The sequence below is a fragment of the Edaphocola aurantiacus genome (assembly GCF_019797745.1).
Taxonomy (GTDB): domain Bacteria; phylum Bacteroidota; class Bacteroidia; order Chitinophagales; family Chitinophagaceae; genus Edaphocola; species Edaphocola aurantiacus.
Window position 1 is genome coordinate 77,986 of the sequence record NZ_VOSI01000002.1, and the last position, 22,709, is coordinate 100,694.

Annotated in this window: 17 protein-coding genes and 1 tRNA gene; 1 reads left to right on the forward strand and 17 read right to left on the reverse strand. The window is 43.0% G+C overall.

All coding sequences use genetic code 11. The features are described from left to right. Positions 1-287: 287 nt before the first annotated feature. Genes FTD44_RS05070 through FTD44_RS05085 form a run of 4 tightly spaced genes read right to left on the reverse strand, consistent with a single transcriptional unit; the run spans position 288 to position 4,619 of the window. Entirely contained in the window at positions 288-1,847 is a 1,560-nt protein-coding gene (locus FTD44_RS05070; RefSeq protein WP_222165460.1) for an HAL/PAL/TAL family ammonia-lyase, read from the reverse strand. Between the two features lie 58 nt (positions 1,848-1,905). Beyond that, positions 1,906-3,366 (reverse strand): RapZ C-terminal domain-containing protein, encoded by a 1,461-nt coding sequence (locus FTD44_RS05075; RefSeq protein WP_222165461.1) that lies wholly within the window; start codon positions 3,364-3,366, stop codon positions 1,906-1,908. Continuing rightward, complete coding sequence (locus FTD44_RS05080; RefSeq protein WP_222165462.1) at positions 3,359-3,865, reverse strand: SixA phosphatase family protein; 507 nt, start codon at positions 3,863-3,865, stop codon at positions 3,359-3,361. Before FTD44_RS05080 ends, FTD44_RS05075 begins: the two co-directional genes overlap by 8 nt. Next, the gene (locus tag FTD44_RS05085; RefSeq protein WP_222165463.1) at positions 3,858-4,619 is read right to left on the reverse strand and encodes a UDP-2,3-diacylglucosamine diphosphatase; all 762 of its coding nucleotides are present in this window, start codon (positions 4,617-4,619) and stop codon (positions 3,858-3,860) included. The genes FTD44_RS05080 and FTD44_RS05085 overlap by 8 nt, the downstream gene beginning before the upstream one ends. A gap of 100 nt (positions 4,620-4,719) precedes the next feature. On the opposite strand from FTD44_RS05085, the gene FTD44_RS05090 reads away from it, so the two are divergent. Further along, a tRNA-Ser gene (locus tag FTD44_RS05090) sits at positions 4,720-4,806 on the forward strand. A 527-nt stretch (positions 4,807-5,333) separates the two neighbouring features. Here the strand turns inward: FTD44_RS05090 and FTD44_RS05095 are convergent. From FTD44_RS05095 to FTD44_RS05155, 13 genes are all read right to left on the reverse strand, one after another. Then, positions 5,334-6,026, reverse strand: a complete 693-nt coding sequence (locus tag FTD44_RS05095) for a hypothetical protein (RefSeq protein WP_222165464.1) — start codon at positions 6,024-6,026, stop codon at positions 5,334-5,336. Between the two features lie 104 nt (positions 6,027-6,130). Beyond that, a complete protein-coding gene (locus tag FTD44_RS05100; RefSeq protein WP_222165465.1) occupies positions 6,131-6,823 on the reverse strand; it encodes a hypothetical protein in 693 nt (230 codons plus the stop codon). Continuing rightward, a complete protein-coding gene (locus FTD44_RS05105) occupies positions 6,795-11,315 on the reverse strand; it encodes an RHS repeat protein (protein ID WP_222165466.1) in 4,521 nt (1,506 codons plus the stop codon). The genes FTD44_RS05100 and FTD44_RS05105 overlap by 29 nt, the downstream gene beginning before the upstream one ends. Before the next feature lie 33 nt (positions 11,316-11,348). Beyond that, entirely contained in the window at positions 11,349-14,783 is a 3,435-nt protein-coding gene (locus FTD44_RS05110; RefSeq protein ID WP_222165467.1) for a hypothetical protein, read from the reverse strand. A 37-nt stretch (positions 14,784-14,820) separates the two neighbouring features. Next, complete coding sequence (locus tag FTD44_RS05115; protein WP_222165468.1) at positions 14,821-16,326, reverse strand: hypothetical protein; 1,506 nt, start codon at positions 16,324-16,326, stop codon at positions 14,821-14,823. Between the two features lie 568 nt (positions 16,327-16,894). After that, positions 16,895-17,443, reverse strand: a complete 549-nt coding sequence (locus FTD44_RS05120; protein ID WP_222165469.1) for a hypothetical protein — start codon at positions 17,441-17,443, stop codon at positions 16,895-16,897. A gap of 97 nt (positions 17,444-17,540) precedes the next feature. Beyond that, the gene (locus FTD44_RS05125) at positions 17,541-17,939 is read right to left on the reverse strand and encodes a hypothetical protein (RefSeq protein ID WP_222165470.1); all 399 of its coding nucleotides are present in this window, start codon (positions 17,937-17,939) and stop codon (positions 17,541-17,543) included. Between the two features lie 56 nt (positions 17,940-17,995). Further along, on the reverse strand, positions 17,996-18,403 hold the full coding sequence (locus FTD44_RS05130) for a 5-fold beta-flower protein (protein ID WP_222165471.1): 408 nt from the start codon (positions 18,401-18,403) through the stop codon (positions 17,996-17,998). Positions 18,404-18,405: 2 nt separating this feature from the next. Beyond that, positions 18,406-19,542: a hypothetical protein gene (locus FTD44_RS05135; RefSeq protein ID WP_222165472.1), complete on the reverse strand. Its 1,137-nt coding sequence runs from the start codon at positions 19,540-19,542 to the stop codon at positions 18,406-18,408. A gap of 36 nt (positions 19,543-19,578) precedes the next feature. Beyond that, positions 19,579-20,715, reverse strand: a complete 1,137-nt coding sequence (locus FTD44_RS05140; protein WP_222165473.1) for a hypothetical protein — start codon at positions 20,713-20,715, stop codon at positions 19,579-19,581. A 106-nt stretch (positions 20,716-20,821) separates the two neighbouring features. Continuing rightward, a complete protein-coding gene (locus FTD44_RS05145) occupies positions 20,822-21,319 on the reverse strand; it encodes a hypothetical protein (RefSeq protein ID WP_222165474.1) in 498 nt (165 codons plus the stop codon). A gap of 115 nt (positions 21,320-21,434) precedes the next feature. After that, positions 21,435-21,830, reverse strand: coding sequence for a hypothetical protein (locus FTD44_RS05150; protein WP_222165475.1), 396 nt, complete (start codon positions 21,828-21,830; stop codon positions 21,435-21,437). A gap of 129 nt (positions 21,831-21,959) precedes the next feature. Continuing rightward, positions 21,960-22,706, reverse strand: coding sequence for a LytR/AlgR family response regulator transcription factor (locus FTD44_RS05155; RefSeq protein WP_222165476.1), 747 nt, complete (start codon positions 22,704-22,706; stop codon positions 21,960-21,962). Between the last annotated feature and the right edge of the window lie 3 nt (positions 22,707-22,709).

Sequence of the window (22,709 nt, forward strand, 5' to 3'; positions counted from 1 at the left end):
ATGATCAATTGTAGCCGGCTGAGTTTTTAAAGTAAAGGTTCATTACATAAGCAGTGATGTACTTTGGTTATCGATTTGTTATTTCAAAGAAAAGGCCTTTTTACACAAAACAGCGAACAGGATTGTTAATGAATTGTTGCACAAACTTCCTTTTAACACCCTTTTTCAGGTTTTACAACATGCCTTTTGCATTTATGGTACAAATGCATCGTTTTTCACAAATAAATCCCAATAAAAAACCGGGATTTTCTTTCGAAAATCCCGGCAACAATTATATCATTTGCGGTTTACCAGCCCAATAGTTTTTTCATTTTAGCACCAACTTCTGTCTGCATCAGCCAGGACTTGATTTTAGCCAGGCCTTCAAAAGCAGGAGCATCTTCTGCAAACGGCGGAGCCAGCGCACTGATCTCATCATAGATCCAGCGTGTAGCCGGTGATAAGCGCTCCTTAAAGTCTTTCGCATCAATCGCCTGTATAATAGCCCAGGCGTGTACAGAAAGGGCCTCAAAAGAGTTTTCGATCACTTTAGCACAGATGAGGGCAGCGTTGGTACCCATGCTCACGATATCCTGGTTATCATTATTGTTCGGGATACTGTGCACATACATAGGGTTACTCAGCATCTGGTTTTCGGCCACATTACTCACTGCAGGATACTGCATACCCTGTATACCGAAATTCAGCCCCAGCACTCCTTTATTGATAAAAGGTGTCAGGCGTTTGTTCAATGCAGGATTCAGCAGGAAGTTCAGCTGGCGCTCTGCCAGCATAGATAATTTTGTAACGGCTATTTTAAGCTTATCCATTTCCAGGGCTACATAATCGCCGTGAAAGTTACCCCCATGATAAATATTCTCTGTACGGTAGTCCACTACAGGGTTATCATTTACAGAGTTCAGTTCCTGCTCTATAATCTGCGCAGTATACTCGATTGTATCATAGATAGGACCCAGGATCTGTGGCACACAGCGTAAGGAATAATACTCCTGTACTTTATCTTCCAGTACACTCTCTGTTACTTTCTTTTCATACAGGTGCTCATGTCTTTTACGCATCAGCCCGCTGTTTTTAGTAATCGCACGCATAGCCGCGGCTACGATATTCTGCCCTTTATGTAACTTCACACCATTCAGCTCTTCAGAGAAGTGATCATCATAGGCTTCCATAATCTCATTCACCATCAGGGAGAATAGCATCTCGCCCGCCAGTAATTTACGGGCATGCAATACATTGATCGCACCGATTCCGGTCATGGCAGAAGTACCATTCAACAGGGACAAGCCCTCTCTCATATGGATCTGCAAAGGCTTAAGCCCTATTGCAGCAAATACTTCTTTTGCCGGTAATACCTGACCCTGGTATTGGAAATAACCTTCACCGATCAGGCCCAGCGCCAGGTGCGCCAATTGTACCAGATCACCGCTGGCCCCTACTCCACCATGCTGGTATACGCAAGGATAGGCTTCTTTATTGATCAGGTCTTTCATCAGGATCACTAACTCAGGATGTACCCCAGAGTAAGCTCTCATTACTGTATTCAGTCGTGCCAGCATTAAGGCGCGGCTCTGATCCGGAGTCAGCAAAACACCCATACCGGAGCTATGGCTCCTGATGAGGTTGAGCTGTAACTGACGGCAATCTTCATCCTCAATACGGTATTGCGCCATAGGGCCAAAGCCGGTATTGATTCCGTATATCAGTTTATCTTTTGAGAAAGACAGGAGAAAATGATGCGATGCTTCCACTTCTGCTACTGCAGCGGCATCCAGTGCAATTTCATCTTTCTGCAAAACGATCTGCTCCAGTGCTTCCAGCTGCAATAATTTATGGCCAATTATTTCCATGGTTTTTCTTTATGCTGTTAAGGTCCGGTTTAAAATCCGGCAGGTAAATATAGGTTTTTTATCTCCTTTCGTGCTGGTTTTCATCCTGCTCCAGGTGCAATATTGCTGCATCTATATTATAGATTTCTTTGAGGTGCACTTTCATTTGCTCTGCAGCAAATACCGAACGGTGCTGACCACCGGTACAACCAAAGCTGATGGTCAGCTGATCGAAACCGCGTTGCAGGTAATCGTTGATCGTAATATCTACGGTACCAAATACATTCTCCAGGAACTGTGGCATACGGGTTTTGTTCAGCAGGTATTCCTGCACCGGATAGTCACGACCGGTCTGGGTTTTATAGATCTCCATACGACCCGGGTTCAATACACCACGACAGTCGAATACAAATCCGCCACCATGTCCGCTGGTATCTTTAGGCAATCCTTTCTTATAAGAAAAGGAGTAAATCTTTACCGTTAAGGGATGCTCCGGATTTTGTGTCGGAATATGAAACTGCTCTATCACCTCCGGCTTTACCAGCTCCTGCAGCACTTTACTCAGCTCAGGATATTTGATCAGGTAAGCATAGTCCTTTACGTATTCCTGCAATTGTAATAAGGCAGGGTATATACTGGAAATGAAGTGTGGCTTACGTTCTATCAGTCCTCTCAGACCATAGGCACCAAGGGTTTGCAATATGCGCAACAGTACACACTCCAGGTATACTTTCATGAAATGCAGCTCATCGAAATCAGAGATCTCTTTGGTAGCTTGTATGGTACGGATGTAATGACGCTCCAGGTGTGTTTTCCAGGCTTTAGGCAATTGCGCTTTGGCCTGCCATAACAGGGACACCAGGTCATAATGCGGCAATCCTTTCATCCCACCCTGGAAGTCGATATAGCCCGGCTTCCCGTCCTGCAACATAATATTGCGGCTCTGGAAGTCACGGTACATAAAGGTTTTCACCGATTCTGAATCCAGGTCACGGCTCCAGCTCTCCAGCTCTTCCTGCAAAATGGTTTTATCATAATTCAGTTTCAATACATCTGCAAAGTAGTATTTGAAATAGTTGAGATCCGCCAGGATAGCTTTCTGGTCAAATGCCGCTGTATTATAACACATGGTATAATCGATCTCACGACCCGCTACCCACTGGAAGCGTACCAGGTCCGCCACCGCTTGTTCATACAGGACCTTAACCTCATCGGTCTTTCCTTCTTTCAATACCATTTCCAGCAGTGAGCGTCCGCCCTTATCTTCCATAAGGTAACAGATATTATCGCTGGTCTGATCATAGATCTCCGGAACCGGTAAGCCATGCTTCAGGAATATTTTAGTGAAATAGAAATAAGTATTATTCTCTCTCTTGTTTTTGCTGTATGCCCCGATGGCACGGTGTTTCGCACCAATCAGCCGTACATACATACGGTCAGAACCAGAAGGAGGAATAGCCTCAATCTTGTCCACCGGTTCATTAAAATGCTTGGTGTATAATTCGCTTAACCGGTCAAGGTATGCGGTTGTATCAGACATCTGAACTGTTATTTTTGGGGTAATCGTATAGTATTAATTGTCTCTTTGCCTTATGGTAATCGGCCCATGTATCCGCATCAATACTAAAGGCTATGATCCCACAGGTAGGCACATTGTCCGTAGTAAAGCCCGGTATGGCGTCATTCACCATATCGGTTATACCCGGGTTGTGCGCCACGATGTATATGGTATTGTATGCGTCATCTGTTGCACAGATCTGATCTTCCAGCCTTTCAGGGCTTGCATGATACAGGAACCGGTCCCAGTGTATGTCATTGGCAAAGCCCGTTGCCTTTGCAATCAGCTCGGCGGTTTGTTTGGCCCTCTTTGCAGTGCTGGCATAGATCGCATCCGGTTCCAGACCGTATTGCAGCAGTCGCTTGCCCATCACCGGTGCATTTTCCTTGCCCCGGGCGGTCAGCGGGCGGTCAAAATCGGGTTGTCCCAGTTCTGCCCAGCTGGATTTGGCATGACGAATGATGACGATGCGCTTACTCATGGCTGTCAAATGTTTTTAAATGAAATGCTGTTCCATCAAACTCTCCATAAGTGTTCAGGCTAATCCAGTCACCCAGGTTGATATACCAGCTGTTGCCCAACGGTAGCGTCATAGCCAGGTGACGATGTCCGAAAATGAAGTAGTCGATATGCTCCCTCTGCAAATATTCTTTCGCAAAGATCACCAGCCACTCCCGGTCCTCTCCTTTGAAATCGCCGTCATGTGCCCCCTGGTGCTTAGCGCCCCTGCGGCTGAAGTAATTGGCAATACCCACACCGGTATCCGGGTGCACCCTGCGGTATAGCCATTGTGCAAACGGACTGCTCATTACTCTTTTCAGGAATTTGTATTTATGATCGCCGGGCCCCAGGCCATCTCCATGAGCCACGAAGAATTTCTTGCCTCCGGCTTCAAAAGTGATGGGTCCATAATGTACGGGAATATTGAGTTCCTCGGGAAAGTAGTTCCGCATCCAGAGGTCATGGTTACCGGTAAAGATCTCTATAGCAATACCGGCATCGGCCATTTCGGCCAGCTTACCCAGGAAGCGGGTGTAACCTTTGGGTACTACATTCTTATATTCAAACCATACATCAAACAAGTCTCCTACAAGGTATATCTTTTCAGCTTCGTCGCGGATGCTGTCCAGCCACTGACAAATACGTCTTTCCCTGAGCAGACTGGAGGTCTTATCAGGTATGCCCAGATGGAAATCAGAGGCGAAAAATATTTTCTTTCCTTGGGGAAGCTGCATATGGCAATATCAGGGGCAAAAATAGCTAAATTGCCGGGATTATTTTGCAATAAATATTGTTGGTATTTATAAAAAATGCCTATATTTGCAGCCCTGACAGAGAGAGGTGTCCGAGTGGTTGAAGGAGCACGCCTGGAAAGTGTGTATACGGGAAACTGTATCGAGAGTTCGAATCTCTTCCTCTCTGCAAAAGCGATATTGTTATACAAAATATCGCTTTTTTTATTTTAAATCGATAAGGATAAAAGCTTAAGATGCCCGTAAATACTGTATTTACGGGCATTTTTAGCTAATCAATGAAAATTTTATAAACTATTAAAATTAAATGGCGTTAATTAATTAGCCTTTATTCCTTGATAATTATACGGTTGCTTGGGCAATGCAGGATTATTGTTACTCTCACTAAGCGTCAACCCAAACGGATAGTAATGATTCTCTTCCAGCACTGTACCGCCGTAATGCTATACCTGCACATTGTCAAACTATGCACTTTCAGTTAGCTGGAATTTAGCCAAATACTTATAAAAAATCATTATATGTATTTACTAAGTAAATGTAACCTTCCCTCAAAATGTAATAGATTCTTCCATGTTAATAAGAGTGTCTTTTCTACTATTGTTACATTAATATAGAAAAACAATAGAGAGAACAGACTATTGTCTGTTCTCTCTATTTACGAAATAATTCTAAACAGTTTCTGAACTATTTTTTAAATTAATCTAAGACTCCTCTTTTTTCAGCTTCCTGAATGAACCATTTATTAAGGGTAGATCTATTTTTATTTATAAAATCCACAGTATGATTATCTAAGGGGTCATATAGTTTCCTATATAGCCTTACATAATCCATATAATCTTTTTTATACTTGCTTTTGTAGTATTCCGTAATGTTTTTAGCATTTGGTGGCATATCATTTAGACACTCTTTAGATTCAGAGTCGTCATTTGGATGTATTAGAACCGCACATCTTTCAACATTTTTTATTGACGATGTAATAGTGTTAGGTAAAAACATGCTCCATGAATCACTAATACTATCCCTTAAAGATTCGCCGTTTTTGAGATAATATTCAAAAGTGATAATATAATTGCCATTTTTATTAATCACTGTATCATATCTCAATTCATAAGCCGACATGGGCTGATCAAGCTTAATTGTTGTTTCGTCTCTAACAATGAATGGAGTGTCTAAACAATTGTACAAATACAAGCTCCATTTTGTATCATCAAATTGCTTTTCCAATTTTAGGTTTTTTATTTCTTGCGGATAACCATCAGTTTGATAATCGGCAGATTGTATATTATTGCTGATTCCTGCTGTATTAGACGTTTTATTTTGGCAAGACATAGAACTTGGTATCAGCGAAGTTAGTAGGATTAATTTACCTTTTAATTTTAACTGTTTCATTTGGATTAGAATTGTATAAATAACAATTCTAAAATAAACAATAAAATATAGGTGGAAAAAATTCCCACCTATAACAATTATCATATACTGCTTTTATAAGCCAATCAGTTTAATACCCCTCTTTTTTTTGCCTGGCTGACAAACCAATTGTTTAGCACTGACTGATTATCCTTAAGGTATTTTAACCTACTTGAGCTTAGTGGTGCAAATAGTTTTTCATAAAGTTTAATGTGACGATCGGCTGAAACACCATACTTTTTCTTAAAATATTCTTGATAATTAACATCCTTATTGGAAATATATTCAACACAAGTCTTCGAATTACGCTCATAACTATTATTATTTAAATACGCAGCGCATTTTTCGTTTTCATCACCAATTATTACGTTTGGTATAAACGTTGAAAAAACATCTTTTGATATACTATCCCTCAGCTTGACCTCATTAAGATAAAATTCAAAAGTGCATATGTATTTTCCATTATTAGATATTAAACTATCAAATCTCAATTCATAAGTACCTAGCGGTTGATCCATTTTTCTAAAACGCTCATTTTCAACAACACTTGCCGTATCCATGAAAGTATAAAGATATAAAGTCCATTTTGCGTCATCATAAAGCATTTCAAGTCCTTTATCTCGTATTATTTTAGGATAACCGGTGTCTTTCGACCGTTCATTAACTACTACTTGAGTAGATGAATTTTCAACTTCTTTTGCTGTATTTGTACAGGAGTAGAATACTGGAATTAAATTTAACAGTAAAATATTACGGCCTTTTAATAGTAATTGTTTCATTTGGATTTGAATTATATAAATAAATGTATGAAGCATCAACAACAACAAATCTATTATAGTAATCTGTTTGTCTTCTTGCATTGTTGTAATCTGGTGTTGAAGGACCGCCATTATAATATCTATCTTCATAGCCAGAAACACCTATAACGTCTCCAGGACTTAAATAATGAATATGTAATCTTAGGATCGATTTATTACTTGAATACATGTATACGCTTATATTAGTACTGCCGTGGTCATATAAAGTACCTGTCTTCGTTTTATCAATATTAATGCCTACAGATATGTTATAGCCAAACGTAAGGTCGCTGTTCTGCTTTTTCTCCAGATAGGTGCCTACTTCAGCCCAGAGTGTTGTTCTCTTATCATTAATTTCTGTATATGCTGCGTTTTCTATGTTATCACCATAAAATTGCTTGGCTTTGTATTTCTTGTTCTCCTTATAGAACTTTAAATATGAATTTAGATCATAATGGTAGTTCCCAATTGAATATACTCCACTTTTGGGAAAAGGAATTGCTCTATTTACTTCTTCCTTAACCATACTATAGTCTTGATCGAGATTCATCGCTTCATTACCGGCAGAATTCACCTGAGTGTTCATTAAACTCTCTTGAGCATTTCCATCACCCAACGCAGCAACCAGAGCATAGTAAGTCTGCAAAACCATGTGTTCATGATGCGCCTCATCTATACTGACACTAAAATCCTTCATATAATCTGGTACGCCACTTCCCAGCATACTACCGCCAAAAAGTACAAAATTACCTTCAACCATAGCACCTTGTGGGCCGGGCAGCGGATTGGTCATGAGTAAACTCGCTGAATATTGTGCCGCCAGCCCCAAAGGATCTACCATTGTTGATGGGTTACAGGCCATAGCATGATACGGACTCAATCCTTGCTGCCCGGCAGCATCTGCCATTGGGTCTAAGCTTAAAAATCGACCCAATTGCGGATCATACTGTCTGTTGTGGAAATCCATCCAGTTCAGGCCTAAATCTTCCCTGTACTCATTACCCTGGTAGCGATTTTTATTAGGTAACATTCCAGAAGAGGTGCTGCCCATACCCACGATAGGTAAACCATAAGGGTAATAGTGCTTTTCTTCCAGCAATACACCCGGTTCCAAAGTTACAGCAAGATTATCAAAATAAGTGGGTTCGGCACTCTGGGTACTGATATAAGTAGCCACATAACCATTCTGTGGTACCTCCATGGTTTCATTAGCATCAGTTCCGATACGAGTCCAGTTATCCGCCCCATCGGCCTGCCAGATGCGACAGAATTCCGGCACCAGTTGCATCTGCTCATCGAAGAACAGGAAGTTAAGGTATGCCTTGGGTTTATCAGGATCGGTGTAACTGTTTTGCAGGGCATTATATGCTTGTTGCAGGCTGCTGCTGTTCAGCATCTGTGTTGCCCAGTCGCTGGCAATGCTGCCTTCTGTACCGCTTAACTGGCCTGCCGCTTGCGCCAAGCTGCTCACCACCTGTTCAAAAGTGTTGCTGCTTACTGTACCACTGCTTGGTGCGGTACCGCTCTCGTAATAGTTGTCCGCATTTAGGCTCAGTTTATCACCCGCCATTACTTTTAATAACAAAGTAGTGCCTACATTTGGAGTATTGGTATTGCCTATAGTCATCAGCGCGGCTTTGCTGTCGCTGCTGCTGGCACTCTCTGGTTTTTCTTCGCTCAAATTAGCTACCTGATCAAAAGTTTGTTCCTCCTGGCTCAGGTTACTGGTTTCATAAGTGGCATTATAGGTTTGGGTTTGCGCAGCAAATCCGCCAATACCACCTGTACCGGCCGCATCAACCACTACGGAGCGTATATTACCTAAATGGTCTTTTACAAAATACTGTTCCTGTGTGCCACCTTTACTCAGGTCTGTACGACCAACCGGTGTACTGATTGATTGCAAGGTGTCATTTTTGTAAATTGCGGTACCGATATAGTTGTTTATTGTTGCGGAACCGGGGCTGGGGTTGATTACATATTCCTGCAATTTATTTCCTGCTGCATCGTAGGTATAGCCAATCTTATTCGCACCGCCATATGTAATTATAGTCGGCTTGTCAAACCATGTATAGGAGATATTACTGATATTCTTGGAGACATCTGCAGTAAGGTTACCAGAATAATCATAACTATATCCTTGAGTTGCAGTATAGAGGTAGTCGCCGCGGCCATAGTTGGTTGTGGTGGCATCTACTACTTTCTGCAATTTGTTACTATTGGTAAAATAAGTATAAGTCAGGTTATCAACGTTAGTAGGGAATACCATCTGATTGGCCGCCACTACCGCACGGCGCTGGAGGGTAAGGATATTTCCAGACTGGTCATATGTTACTGTTTCAGAGTAGTCATTCGTACTATTGCTCCAGCCTGTTGCGAGGGTGTAGCTTGGGGTTGTATTACTACGCAAATATGCTCCTTTAAGCATTCTGCCTGCGACATCATAGATATAACCATAACTATGTGCCCTCGCATTACCCGCACCGGAGCCTCGCCAGATCATTCCGGCTGCCAGCCCATCATAGCGCAGACTATCATAACCATAATCATAACGCAGTACTTCACCAAAGGTCATGGACTGGCCATTATTATTGCCCGTCAGCGCATAGGTTTCATTAATACCCTGCAGTTCTCCACGGATGTTGTATGTAAAGTTCTGGGTCTCTGCATTAGTGCCGTAAGTAACAGAACTGGCGCGCCCCATGGCATCATATGTTGTACCACTCATCACCCTCCATGGCTGGGTATTCACTTTATGTTCACTAAGGCTTAGCTGCCCGGTCTGGACGTCGTAGGTATTGCGATACCACTCCCGAAAAGCAGGGCCAGAACCATTCAGATACTGGTGCCCATGGGCAGTTATCAATACCTGTCCGGTATAACTATACTGCATGGCCATAGTATCCTTACCGCCTTTGGCATGCTGAGTCACTGAATACACCGGACGACGCTCTTTATCAAAGAAAGTCTTACTATAGGTCCAGTCTTGCAGATTAGTAGTAAAGCCGGAAGGTTTAACGGTTTTTACAGCAGATGATGTCTGCAGGCCATAAGTACTCCCTCCCACGGCATATGGTTCTGCATCCGTTGCACTGCTCAGGAAGGTTTGTATCAGGCTGTTACTGAAATTTTCGCTAGCCAGTGGTTGACCACTTTCATAGCTGTCATAATAATTAAAGCTCTGTATTTCGGTTCCGGAAAAACTAGACGGAGGATAGATATATTGCCCACCTCCCCAAAGATAATAGTTAAGAGTGTTGGTAGCCGGATTGACTTCTGTATTGGCCAGACCCTGCCAGTATCCTAATCCCTGGTCATCAGAAAATAAGCCTGTCGCCAATACACGACCTGCACGGTCATAGAAAATCACTTCCCATAGATCATTCGCGGCCTCCGTAGTACTGCGACGCATGATGACCTGCCCCTTTTTATTATACACCAGTTCTGTTCTTCCCTCACCAGGCTTATGTGTTTCATATTGTCGTCCTTTTGCATCGTATTTATAGGAAAAACACAGCTCATCTATAACAGCTTGTGTTACGGTACCCGATGCGGCCTCCAGGGCTTCTACTGCCTTTGGTGGCAGTACATAACGCAGGCGACCCATTGCATCATATACATAATAAGTACGCGCATAGGTCTTAGGGCTGCTTTTGATCAGGCCGGCCTCATAAACAGGCTTACCAGCACTGTTTTCCAACACCAGCTTCTCGCCTCCCTGTGCGGTAGTAATCAGGTTACCCTTCAGCGCATTGGCATTGTAATAACCATTGGTCTGAGGTAAACCATTACTACCAATCGTCCAGGTGCGAATACCAGCCTGTGGTAAACCGGAACCGGTATTGGCATCGTTAAAAACTACAGCCGTTTTGGTACCTCTGCCTTGTCCAATTCGGCTACGACCGGCAGCGTAAGCGGTACTGCTGCGTTCTGCACTGCTGGAGGTATTACGCAACATGGAGGCAGAAAGACCTGCTGTACTGACTTCTGCTCCGCCCTCGGAAGGGTATAATGCGCTGCTGTGGTATTGAGTAGATTTATATACTGGATTAAACTCATAGCTGTTTGCCGCTACATAGGGTTGAAAGGTATAGGCCTCCTGCATATTGCGGATATCCGTAGGCTGTATCACATAACTGCTGTTCGTTCTACGCACACTTACTTGTGTCGGGCTGCCCTGACCACTAAGTAGTGTTGTTTTCATTGCCGCTTTGTCTGCCGTGGTCGCTCCGGTAAACTGGGCCGAAGCGGTATCACGGTACTTTGGTGTCAATTGGGTTGAAACATGCACCATATTGGTGAATAGAGCATTGTAATAGGCTCCGCGCGGAATAGGTACGGTATTAGTCACACTGCCGGACACTGTTTGGCTAGCTGTGTTAGGTGTATTATTTTGTCCGTAGACCAGACCGCTGCTGAGCAATGTCAGGACCGGCAGCACATACCGAAAAATATGGTTAACTCTTTTTTGCATATAAAATATTTTGACGGGCCTGCACCCGGTAGATTAAGGATTGGCGGTTGTGATGGTATAGATATTTTTGCTGAGGATCTGTCCCTGCTGGTTGCGTGTCAGCGTCTGACGACCTAGCTTATCATATTCAAAATAGGTAATACGGCCCAGGACGTCGGTTGCCGAACGGGCACCGAACAACGGCTCATAATACCAACTCTGCATGGCGGCCTCTACCGGGTGTATACGGATGTCTTCTATGCCTACATTAGCCGTGGTATGAAAACCGATTTTCTGGCCGGCGGCAGAAGGACTGAAAAATGCTTCATACTGCTTAAATCGGCCTGCTACGGCAATCTCCTTTAAGGTAAATTGCGTGCCGTTTTCAATACCGAAAGAAGGAATCACATTATCTGTAGCCCAGAAGGTAGCACGATACTGTTTACCAGCCGTGAGGGTTATCGTGTACAGGTCTTTGCCACTGGTAGCGGTCAGTACGTATAAACCATTTCCAGACATAGGCTTCACTCCCGGAACGCTCAGTGCCGGCGCATTAGGATTACTGATTCCGGAGCCAGGATAGATAATATTGGTTGAGGTAAAACTGATATTGCCCTGTATATTCTGGTCAAAATCCGCATAAGCCACATCTGTTTTACGAGCGTTCATGACTTCCACAACTTTTTTATCATTGCTTTGATCAAACATAATCGTTTTATACTGATCGGCTCCTGGTATGTAAGTTTCTGAAACATTACCGCGACCGTCAAATTCCTTTACCTGTGTTACGGGCACTACATTGGCCGGAAGGCCGCTGATATTAATAAAAGACAATCCAACATTATTGTACGGCTCTGCAGCAGGTACGGAAGATTGTCCGGTATAAGCAGTGTAGGCTACCGGATCGGTAGTCTCCAGGTTGAAGACACCTTTCGTTACCGGAACATCACCGTTAAGCCCCATCGTAAATATAGATGCAGATAAGAGTTGTGCGTTCAGCCATTGCTGCTCCGCAGTGCCGGTGCCCATTTTCCACTCCTCATTACCAATCAGCACTTCCATTCCATTGTCCTTCAACCCGGTAAGGTCTGTATTTTGATTTACGGTTGCGGCAGGCAGATCATAGTTATAAATATTCACCTGTCTGATTGTTTCGCCAAAACTGTTTTGCACCAGGCTTGATTTGAGGTTATAACGACTGTCATAGCTATACTGAACGGAATCGGCCATAAAGCGGCTGTCCGACGCATACTTTTTAGTCACCACTTTTTTAGCCAGGCTCTGGCCACGATAAGGTTTATATGGGTCTACAACTACATTAAAGTCTGCAATCCAGTCCTTGGTGTACTCATTGGCATCGGCAAACAACCAGCCGGTTGGCTTGGGTTCTACCATGCGTCTGCTCTCGTTTAAACCGGCCGTTACGGAACTGGTGGTATCAATTATGGACTGATACTCTGTTGCCGACTCCATCAATAACAGTCCCTTGTTATCATAGGTACGTACTCTGAGTGATAAGCCTATCTCCCAGTCACGGATGCGTTGCTTTTGGGTAAATGGCTTTTCTATGGCTACCGCTCCGCCTCCAGTTACCAGGATCTTGGGACTACCAGTACCGTCTTTAAAATTGGAAAAATCATATTCTGTACGGGACAATAGTTGTCCATACTGGTTTGTTTGGTTTACCTGTACCGAGCTATAACCATGATTTGAACCATAATACAGTCCCATCGGACTTACAAAGGTTTCATACCAGTTGCGTACCGTATATAAAGTGGCTGGCGCATCGGGATTACTTTTAACCCAATCACCATCGCGATATACCCCTTCATCACGGGTAAAACCTTTTGGCAGAAAGCGCTGGCCTCCTGAATAATTAAAAGTTGTGATCAGGTGAACTGTTGTATCACTGATATCCCTGATAGTTACTTTTTCAATTCTTACCCCGTCATTGGCACCTGTACCGGCGAGATCAGGATCACTGCTCATCAGGGCGGAAGATACATCTGTGAGCTGGTGCGCCCCATAAGTAAAATCCGCCCATCCACCGGTACCACTGTATATAGTTTTGAGTAAGCCATACTGGCCATAAGTGGCATTGTCTGTTTTCGTAGCTTCAGGGTATACCGAATGTGCCGCTACACCCATATTCTGACCATTGAAATAGCCATAGAAGTCAAGGCCACCACCAAAACGGCGCTGAATGAAATTATTATAGTCAAAAGCATACAATAGCTGAGATAAGCTACTATCGGCCGATACTTGTCTGATATTGTTCAGCCTTAAACTGTAACGATCCCTTTCATCTCCAAGGTATGAATTAGTGATCTCCATCGGATTAGTTGCGGTAGGATTATGGAAATAGGTATATCCGAATATATACCGCATGCTGTTTAACCCCTCTTTTACTACAACTTCTTTGAGCTTAGGGTAGGTATTTGCATCATAAGTGTTGTATGGGTTGGGTGTAAATTCAAGACGGTAATTCTCATATTGCAGATCCACACGGATGCCATTAGGATAGGTGATTGCGCTGACTAAATCAATGTCCGTCTGATTAAAGGCCGGTGCAATATTTATTGCAGGAGTAGGCTGGTTGGTGGTTACCCTTTTCACCCAGGAAGAATCCTGGGCAATATCGCCCGGAATCTGGTAACGGGAATAGGTATAGCGCACCATTTTAGTAGCATCATAGCGTACAGAATCCAGGTTCCAGTTGTTGGTCATCGGTAAGGTGCCACCGCTGTAATATTCGGTCTGGTAGGGCTTGGCCATAAACGAGGCTTCGCTCCGGAAGTAAGCTGCGAATACCGACTCCCGCTTCACTCCCGGACCAAAATAATAGGTGACATTTGTCTTTTTATCCCGTATGGAAATCGGCATTCCAGCAGCATTCAAGGTTCTGGGTGCCTGGCTGTTCTGCTCTGAAGCCAATCGGTACACCCCATCGCGGAAAAAGCGGATTTCATAATCGGAAAAGCTATTGGTGAATATGTTGCCGTTTTCTCCTACATAAAAAGTAAAGCGCACATTACCCGCAGAAACATAATACTCATCACTTTCCGTATCACGAAATACTTTGGTATCTGCCCGCAGGGCACCGGTTTCCATTGCAGACTGCAAACGCCCTTTGTACATATGATATGTCGCCAGGGGAGTTATTGCACCAGCCCCCAGCATGTACTGTTGATTGGTATCCACAGGGAGACGAAGCTCATCTGGTAAGCCCTTGATTACCCGGTTAATGCCACCCCCCACATTCAGGTTCCAGTGCAGACCAGCCGGGCCGGCCAGCTCGCGCACAGGAACACCTTTGGTGTTGTAGGATAGGGAGATGCCCATACCATACTGTTCATAAATAGGGATGTTGACATTGACGGTTCCGTCAAAGAGATTGGGGCTATAGAGCTTGCCCACATCCTGGGCGGTACTCATCCCGGCAGACATCATAAAGAGGCCTGCCAGCATTAATGGTTTTGTGTGCTTCATACTACAAAAAAATTAGGTGAAATATTATTTGTGATCTTTATAATTTATAGCCCAACCGGATGATCCATGGGCTGTTTATGCCTGTTTTATCGTTGAGGAAATTATAGCCGACCAGGAAGGTGCCCTGCTGATTGCGGTTGATGCGATAGGTTTTCATCAATCCTATATAGGCGGCATCCTGTAATAATCCCATAGCGGTACGTACATTGGAGGCATTGCCATAACGCTCCTGCAACTGTACATAAGACCGGTTCAGGGGTTTGAGGCTCTTCTCATAACCACCCTGCAGACTGATGCCCCAGATCAGTTGTCCGTCCAGGAATACTCTTCCGGTCAGGCCTTCGTAACTTAATCTAAGGTGCTGCCAGTCGCGGCCCAGTCCCAGGCTGGCATCCAGTCCTATACCTATACTGATGCGCGGACTATGGCGATAAGCAGCATTCAAACCGGCCTGTAACATAACAGGCTTTTTAGGGGATGCTCTTTGTGTTTGCAGGTTGTGCTGGTATTCCCAACGCTGCCAGAATGGTATACCCCGCATCGGATTTTTCAGATCATCCATAGGATTACGGAGGCTCTGCCTGGCTTGTTTGACTTTATCTTTAGTGTCTTTTATGGTATTTTTTGCCTCTTGCATACTTTGAGCAGCCTGCTTTACTTTAGCTGCTTGCTTCTCCAGTCCTAATTGTTTACTATAGTCCTGTACCTGCTGTGCCGCCTGTTGCTGTACCTGTTGTAACTGGTTGCCGAATTGCTGTTCCAGGGCGGCATTGACCGAAGATTTGGTCTGGTAGCCCATTTGTTTCAGGTCCTGTTCACCCGGGTTTCCGGAAGACATGCCCGGAAGTGAAGAACGGGACAGCATCTCATTAAATCCTTCTATACCCTGCAGCAGATCAAGGGCTTTCTCTTCTGTTGCATCAGGGTCCTGTACAATTTTCTTCCAGTACCCAGCCTGCTGGGTGCCGTAGCCATACGCTTTATTGAGTCTACCCAGTTGGGATGCGAAAGCAGACTGGCCCAGTAGGCGGTTCAGCGCATCGCTGCGTTTTTTAACCTGGCTCTTCAGGTAGTCCTGTGCATTCAGTTGGCTGTTGAGTTTATCTATACCGGGTACGGATAAGCCTGTGCCACCAGGTATTTTTTGCTGTATAAAGGATTGTATTTTCTTCAGGCTATCCAGTGCTTTAACCGGTTGCTGGCCGGCCAGCTTGTTCAGTAATGCCGTATCCATTGCCGTTTTACGGATACTGTCGTAGTTGGCTGCACGCAATTTCTGATACTGTGCATATAAAGTACTGTCGCTGCGTTGCAGTTTGGCAGCCAGACGGGTCTCCTGTCGCTGCAGTTTGCGCAGCATGCGTTGTTGTGCGCGGGAAGCTTTCTGCTGGTATTGCAGGTGCTGGCGGTATTGCTTCTGGATATACACCTCTGCTGCATGCACGATCTCTGTACTGTCTTCAATGGCAGATGCCTCCTGTGCCCGGGCACTGATCCATGCCGGGAGTATACACAATAGCAATAATAAAAACGACTTGAACATAGCGAATTTAAGTATAGCAAAGGGGCTTTAGAGGATACGCAAAAGTATTATTATTTTTTATAAATTTTAACGATTCAGCCCCGAATGTGAAAAAATGTTATTAGTAATCAATAAAATATTTTTTAATTAAATATTTCACATTTTTGTAAAAAACAATGAGTTAGCGATGGAATCTTTTACTGTATTGTGTTTCAGCATACTATATAATCACTATAAAGTGATAGTATAAGACGCTATTTCATGGACCAGTTAAATATCTGATCATTATACGATAAACATTATTTCACAATAGGTAAGGGAAAATCAAAGTAATTTAATCGCAAACATGAAAGGGGAATGCTCTACATTGACCGATATAAGGAAGCCAGGCAGAAGGTACTCTTCTGTTGCAATAATTGTGGTTCATTTTTACATTTGGCATTTTATACTTTAATACAAAAGGAAGATTGAAAATTTAAGATCTCAAATAGATCATTAGCTCCAAAGTTACCCATAAGGTTCGAATCTCTACCTCCCTGCAATAAAAAAGTCCGGCCTTAAGGCCGGACTTTTTTATTGCAGTAGATACTTAATCTTTCATCTCTTTATCTATCTTGAAGCGGAAAGTGCCATTGGTAATGTGCAGCACTTCACCGTTAGTACTGTATTGTCTTGGTAATTCTATATCAAATTTACCCTCTACCCAGCCGGCAGCCACTTTTGTAATTTCAAAATTTCCTGCAGTAGCGTCCTCTGATCCATAGAACTCAAACTCTTCGCCTACTGTCTTCGTCATCGAAAAATGCACGCTCGGACAAGGACCATTCTTTGGAACTACAGTTTGTACATAAGGTAACTTACCCACTACAGGAGCAGCATGAGGTGGTGTATGGATGATGATATCCAGCTTATAAGGCACTTTTACTTCATAAGATACATACAGTACGTGATCATTGCCTGCTTTTTCATCTTCGGTTTCCGGCTCAAACTTATTGTACGCGTTTAGCTCTGCGTTCTTATGGGATATGGTTTTCCCATTCAGGTCATACTTTAAATATGCACCGGTACTTTGTGCAAATGCTGCTGTACATAAAACCACCGCCATGAGGGTAAATGCGGCTTTCAGTAAATGTTTCATTGTATTATTTTATATGTTCGTGTTGTTAAGGATAGAACAGGCAACACTGCAGTGCTGCCTGTCAGAAATATCTATAATCCGGCAAGCAAAAAAGGGATTACTTTATGCCCAGATCTTCAATACTGACAATTTTATCGTCCTGCCAGCATACCTTGAAGCTGCGGGTAGTAACGCCTGCTTTTGCGTCCATGGTACAGCAAGGCCCGTTGGAAGCAACAACCTTTGCACTACTCATAATATAATCAGTGAAGGTGAGGCTATTTCCTTCTTCCAGACTCTTTTTCAATTCATCACTAAAATAAGCATCAGCAGCCTTTTGGGCACTACCTTCGGTACCATCCAGCATGGCCATGAACTCTTTCATTTTGCCTGGAGTGGAAGGCGCCGCTGTTTTGGTTTCTTTCGGGGCCGCTCCGGCCGGATTCGCTTCAGCGCCGCTGCATGATGCCATAATAACGGCTACTGATAATGCTGCTATGGTAAATACGTTCTTCATTTTTTTTTAATAATTAAGATTGAAAATTAGTTGAACAAATAAAGGAGCCTTCATTACTAAAACTTAAAAAAGAAATAGACTACTGCTGCCCATTCTTTCTTTACACCGCTGGCATAGCCAATGGTGCTGTGGCTACTGTTCTCCACCGTGCCATTGCTTTTGATATAGCCGATCGTACTATGGCTACTGTTCTCAACAGTACCATCGCTTTTGACATAACCCACTGTAGAGTGGCTGCTGTTCTCGATCGTGCCGTTGCTTTTGATATAACCAATAGTGCTGTGGCTACCGTTTTCAATAGTACCATCACTTTTAATATAGCCGACCGTCGAGTGGCTGCTGTTTTCAATAGTGCCATTGCTTTTAATATAGCCCTTTGTACTATGGTTACCCGACTCAATGCTCTGGGCATTACAAACTGTTATGCTTACAAGTGCCAGAATGGTTAAGAATACTTTTTGCATGTTTATGAATGTTTAATACCGTTAATAATATTCTTTAAGAACGCATCCGTTTCCTCTACATTTATAGCCTCGTTATATAAAGAAGTGGTCAGCACTAAGGTCAGTTTAGGATTGGTGGGATGATTAAGAACATAGATCACAAACTTACCGTTGTCCTGCCATTTGTCTCCTTTACTTGACCTTACTTCTGCATCTGATTTAAAGGTGTATCCTTTTAAGCCATTAATCACTACCGGTTGATACATATCCATCAGATCCATTTTCTTGATCTCCTTATTTTTCTTCCAGTCCAGGCTTGGGATTCTTTTGTACTCACTCTTCAACCGGTTTATATCATCCCATGGGATGGTATATTTTCCGATATCATAGTTACTGAATCTGGCGCCATAATCCTGCGCGGCATACAAGGCTGCTTCATGAATAAAGTCAGCAGCCAGCTCTTTTGCATTCATGCCCGGATGATCATCACTTGAAATGGCACAAACAGTATACCGGTAGTTATGCTTGTCTGCCAGCTCATACCACTGTATGCGTTGTGCATTCTGTTGGCTGCTTTCTCTCAATGAAAAATCACCTGCAATATTACTTTTGTCTACACGCAGGTCTGCAATTGGTAAATATAAATTCTTGGTGTCCCAAACCGGAACATTAAGAATAACCGGTTCCAGTAAAGAAATGGCCTGCGCATACTGATTGTATCCTGTCTTCTCGCGATAGATCAGTGCAATCTTAACCTGAACCGTTTTACAGCTTTCTTGTCCTGCTGCATTAAGAAATGTCAATTTAAGGTCACTGGTACCGTGCAGCATATCTTTATCTTCAAAAACCCGGAACTTCTTTGTTGCCGGAGTATTTTCGAGAAAATCCTCTACCGCAACAGTACCGTCTTTCTGCAGGAACCAGAATCCCTGATTCTTATTTTGGGCATCCAGTATATCTATGGACAATACAGACTTTCCATAAACAGCAGATAGCTTTTTAGGATTTTTAAAACTGACTTCGAGTGAAGCCAGATCTTTCGGACTGATTGTCGCGCCTGTTTTTACCGGCTTACCATTAATGTAAGCTGATATCTGTGCATGTGAAATGCCTACAGAAAATAGGAGTACCGCTAAAAGAAATATGCGTAGGTATTTCATACAATTGATTTTCGCAGCTTATGCTGCAATGCTGTTTTACTTTTTAATCGCGTTAACGATACTTTTTAAGAAAGCATCCATTTCTGCTGTGCTCTTAGCATCATTGTGTACAGATGTGGAGGCTACCAGGGTTAATTTAGGATTAGTAGGATGCGCGAGGATATAGACCACAAACTGACCGTTGGGTTCCCATTTGTCCGTTTTGCTTACCCTGAATTCCTGATCGGCGCTAAAGGTGTACCCTTTCAGACCATTCATATTTACCGGCTGATACAGGGTCATCAGATCCATTTTCTTGATTTCTCTGTTGTTCTTCCAGCTCAGACTCGGAATTCTTCTGCGGTCAGACAGCAGTCCATTAATATGATTCCAGTCGATAGTATATTTTTCGATATCGTAGTTTGCAAATTTGGTTACCCAGCCCTGCGATGCGTTACCGGCTGCAGCATGGATAAAATCATTGGCCAGCTCCTCTGCATTCATACCCGGAAAATCATCGCTGGATACTGCATATACTGTATATCGATAATTATTCTTATCCCCCAACTCATACCCAAATATGGTTCCTGTGGCACCCAGACGACCACTTTGTTGTAAGTTAAAATCACTCGCGATATTGGTCTTATCTACTTTCAGGTCCAAAAAAGGCAGGTACAAATTTTTGGCTTCCCATACCGGCACATTCAGCACGATAGGATCCAGTAAAGCAATGGACTGGCCATACTCTTCATATCCTGTCTTTTCTCTGTAGTTAAAGGAGATTTTAACCTGCAGCACTTTGCTGGCTTCTCTTCCGGGAGCAGCACCAAATATCCAGTCCAGGTTATTACCGCCCATATCCATAGCGCCTTTTTCAAAAACCTTAAACTTCTTTGAAGCAGGAGTGCTTTTCAAAAAATCCTCTACAGCAGCGGTACCATCTTTTCTCAGATACCAATAGCCTTCTTCTTCATTTTTTGCCGTCAGGATATCTACCACCAATACTGTTCTTCCATAAATGAAGGAAGGAAGTTTCGGATTTTTAAAACTGACTTCCAATGAAGTCAGATCTTTCGGGCTAACTGTAGCACCTGATTTCACAGGCTTACCATTAATAAAGGCTGTAAGCTGGGCGTGTACCGTGCTCGTCAAAAGTGCGAATGCTCCCAACAGGGCAAAGCGAAGATGTTTCATAAATTAATATATCAGTTGTTTAAATGTTACTCTGTATCAGAATCGGTGACGATTGTCAAAACCCTGCCGGTGTATTAAGCACCGGCAGGGTAATAGTATTCAGTAATTATTTCAGGCTTTGGAAAGCGGCAAGTTGTTTATCCAGCTCTTCTAAATCAGTATTAAATATAGGCTCCATTTTAAAGTATCGATTGCCTTTCTTAAAGTAGAACAGGTAATTTTTAATCGGAGACCCGTTAGAGCCTTTCATTTTAAAAATAACCCCGAAAGCGCCGTTGGTCAGCTGTTTGGTTTCGATCATTTCTATAAAGTCTTCGCTTCCGGTTACCGCCTGCTTCAGCATTGTGGTATCATTAGGATAGGCAGACTCTCTGATTTCGGTAAGACCAACTCTCGCCTCACTGATATTAAAATCATAATCGGATAATTCCGTATCCGTTTCGCTGGCGCTAAAATCCTGAAATTCCGGAACCTTAGTGCTTTTAGGCATCGTGATCGTCAGATCATATTTTTCCAGTTTGGTCTCTACCAGTGGCTGACTCTGACTGCAGGACTGGAATGCTAAAGCCGCGATAACGGTTACATGCAAGAGGTACTTTTTCATTTTTTATTTTTTGGGGATTAAATTTATTCAGGTTCAATGCTACATTTTTACGGATAGGGAGATCTTAGTTAAAGGCTTTTGCTGGTATAGATAGTTTACAGGGCTAAAATCGGGTCTAGGCAGCGGCAGCAACAGCAACTTTCTTTTTAACGAAAAAGCGCATAATACCTCCTACAATGCCAATGAATCCGGCAAAAATCATGCAGTACACACCAGAACCAACTTTAGCGCCTACGATTAATGCATCTCCTGTAGTAGAATCGTTATAATATTTCAGTCCGAGCATACAAACGAGTATGGAAAACAGAATGGCTACAACGGCGCTCCATTTCTTGTTCAGGGCACCCATACCTAAAATAATAGCACCCAGTACAATAAAGAACAGTCCCGGATTACCTCCATAGTCTCCCATAAAACCATTATGAGATTCTCCTAATAACTCAACCCATGGCAACCATGCAGAAATGATGGAAAGTACGCCGGCAATAATCAATGTCAATCTTGAAATCATGTTAAATAAGTTTTGTTTTAAAAAATTTGCATGCGCAAAATAATACGCATAGCAATACCATTTTAAGCAAATGAAAATTCGCCGGTACTTTTTGAAAATTCGTTGCCACCGAGACGATGTGCGTAATATTTATATGGAATTGAGGGCAGTAAAAAACTCTTCCTTCTTCCTGACAGAAAGCGGAATCACAGTTTTGTCTTTCATAATGATGCTTCCGGAATCTGTCTTTACATAATGATCGAAGTAAAGCATATTGATGAGGTGTGACTGGTGCGTACGGAAAAATCCCATAGGCAGTAACATGGTTTCATACTCCTTCAGGGTAGTAGATACAAGCAGCTTCTGGCCATTAAGCATATAGAAAGTGGTATAGTTCTTTTCAGACTCGCAACGGATGATATCCTGCACATTAATGGAGTAAACCTTCTCCGCTGTTTTCAGCACAATCTTCTGCAGGTTTCTGGGGCGTTCAATATTGGAAAACAGGGTACTGAATTGCAGCTCCAGCATTTCTTTGCTTAAGGTTTCCTGGGCTTTTGTAACCGCTTCAATAAGGTCTGAGGGGTCAATAGGTTTCAATAAGAAATCAATGGCACTGAACCGAAAAGCTTTAACGGCAAACTCCTGGAAGGCTGTTATAAATATCACTTTAAAATCAATGGGCTTTAGGTTTTGCAACAGATCAAACCCTGTGCCATCGCCCATTTCAACATCCAGGAAAACAAGATCAGGCAAATATTTCTTGATCGCAGTAACTCCGGACGCAACACTGTCCGCTTCCGCAATAATGGCAACATTTGGGCAATATTGTTTTATGAGCGCCACGTTTTTCTGGCGGATATTATGAATGTCGTCTATGATAATCGCTCTGAGCATGTC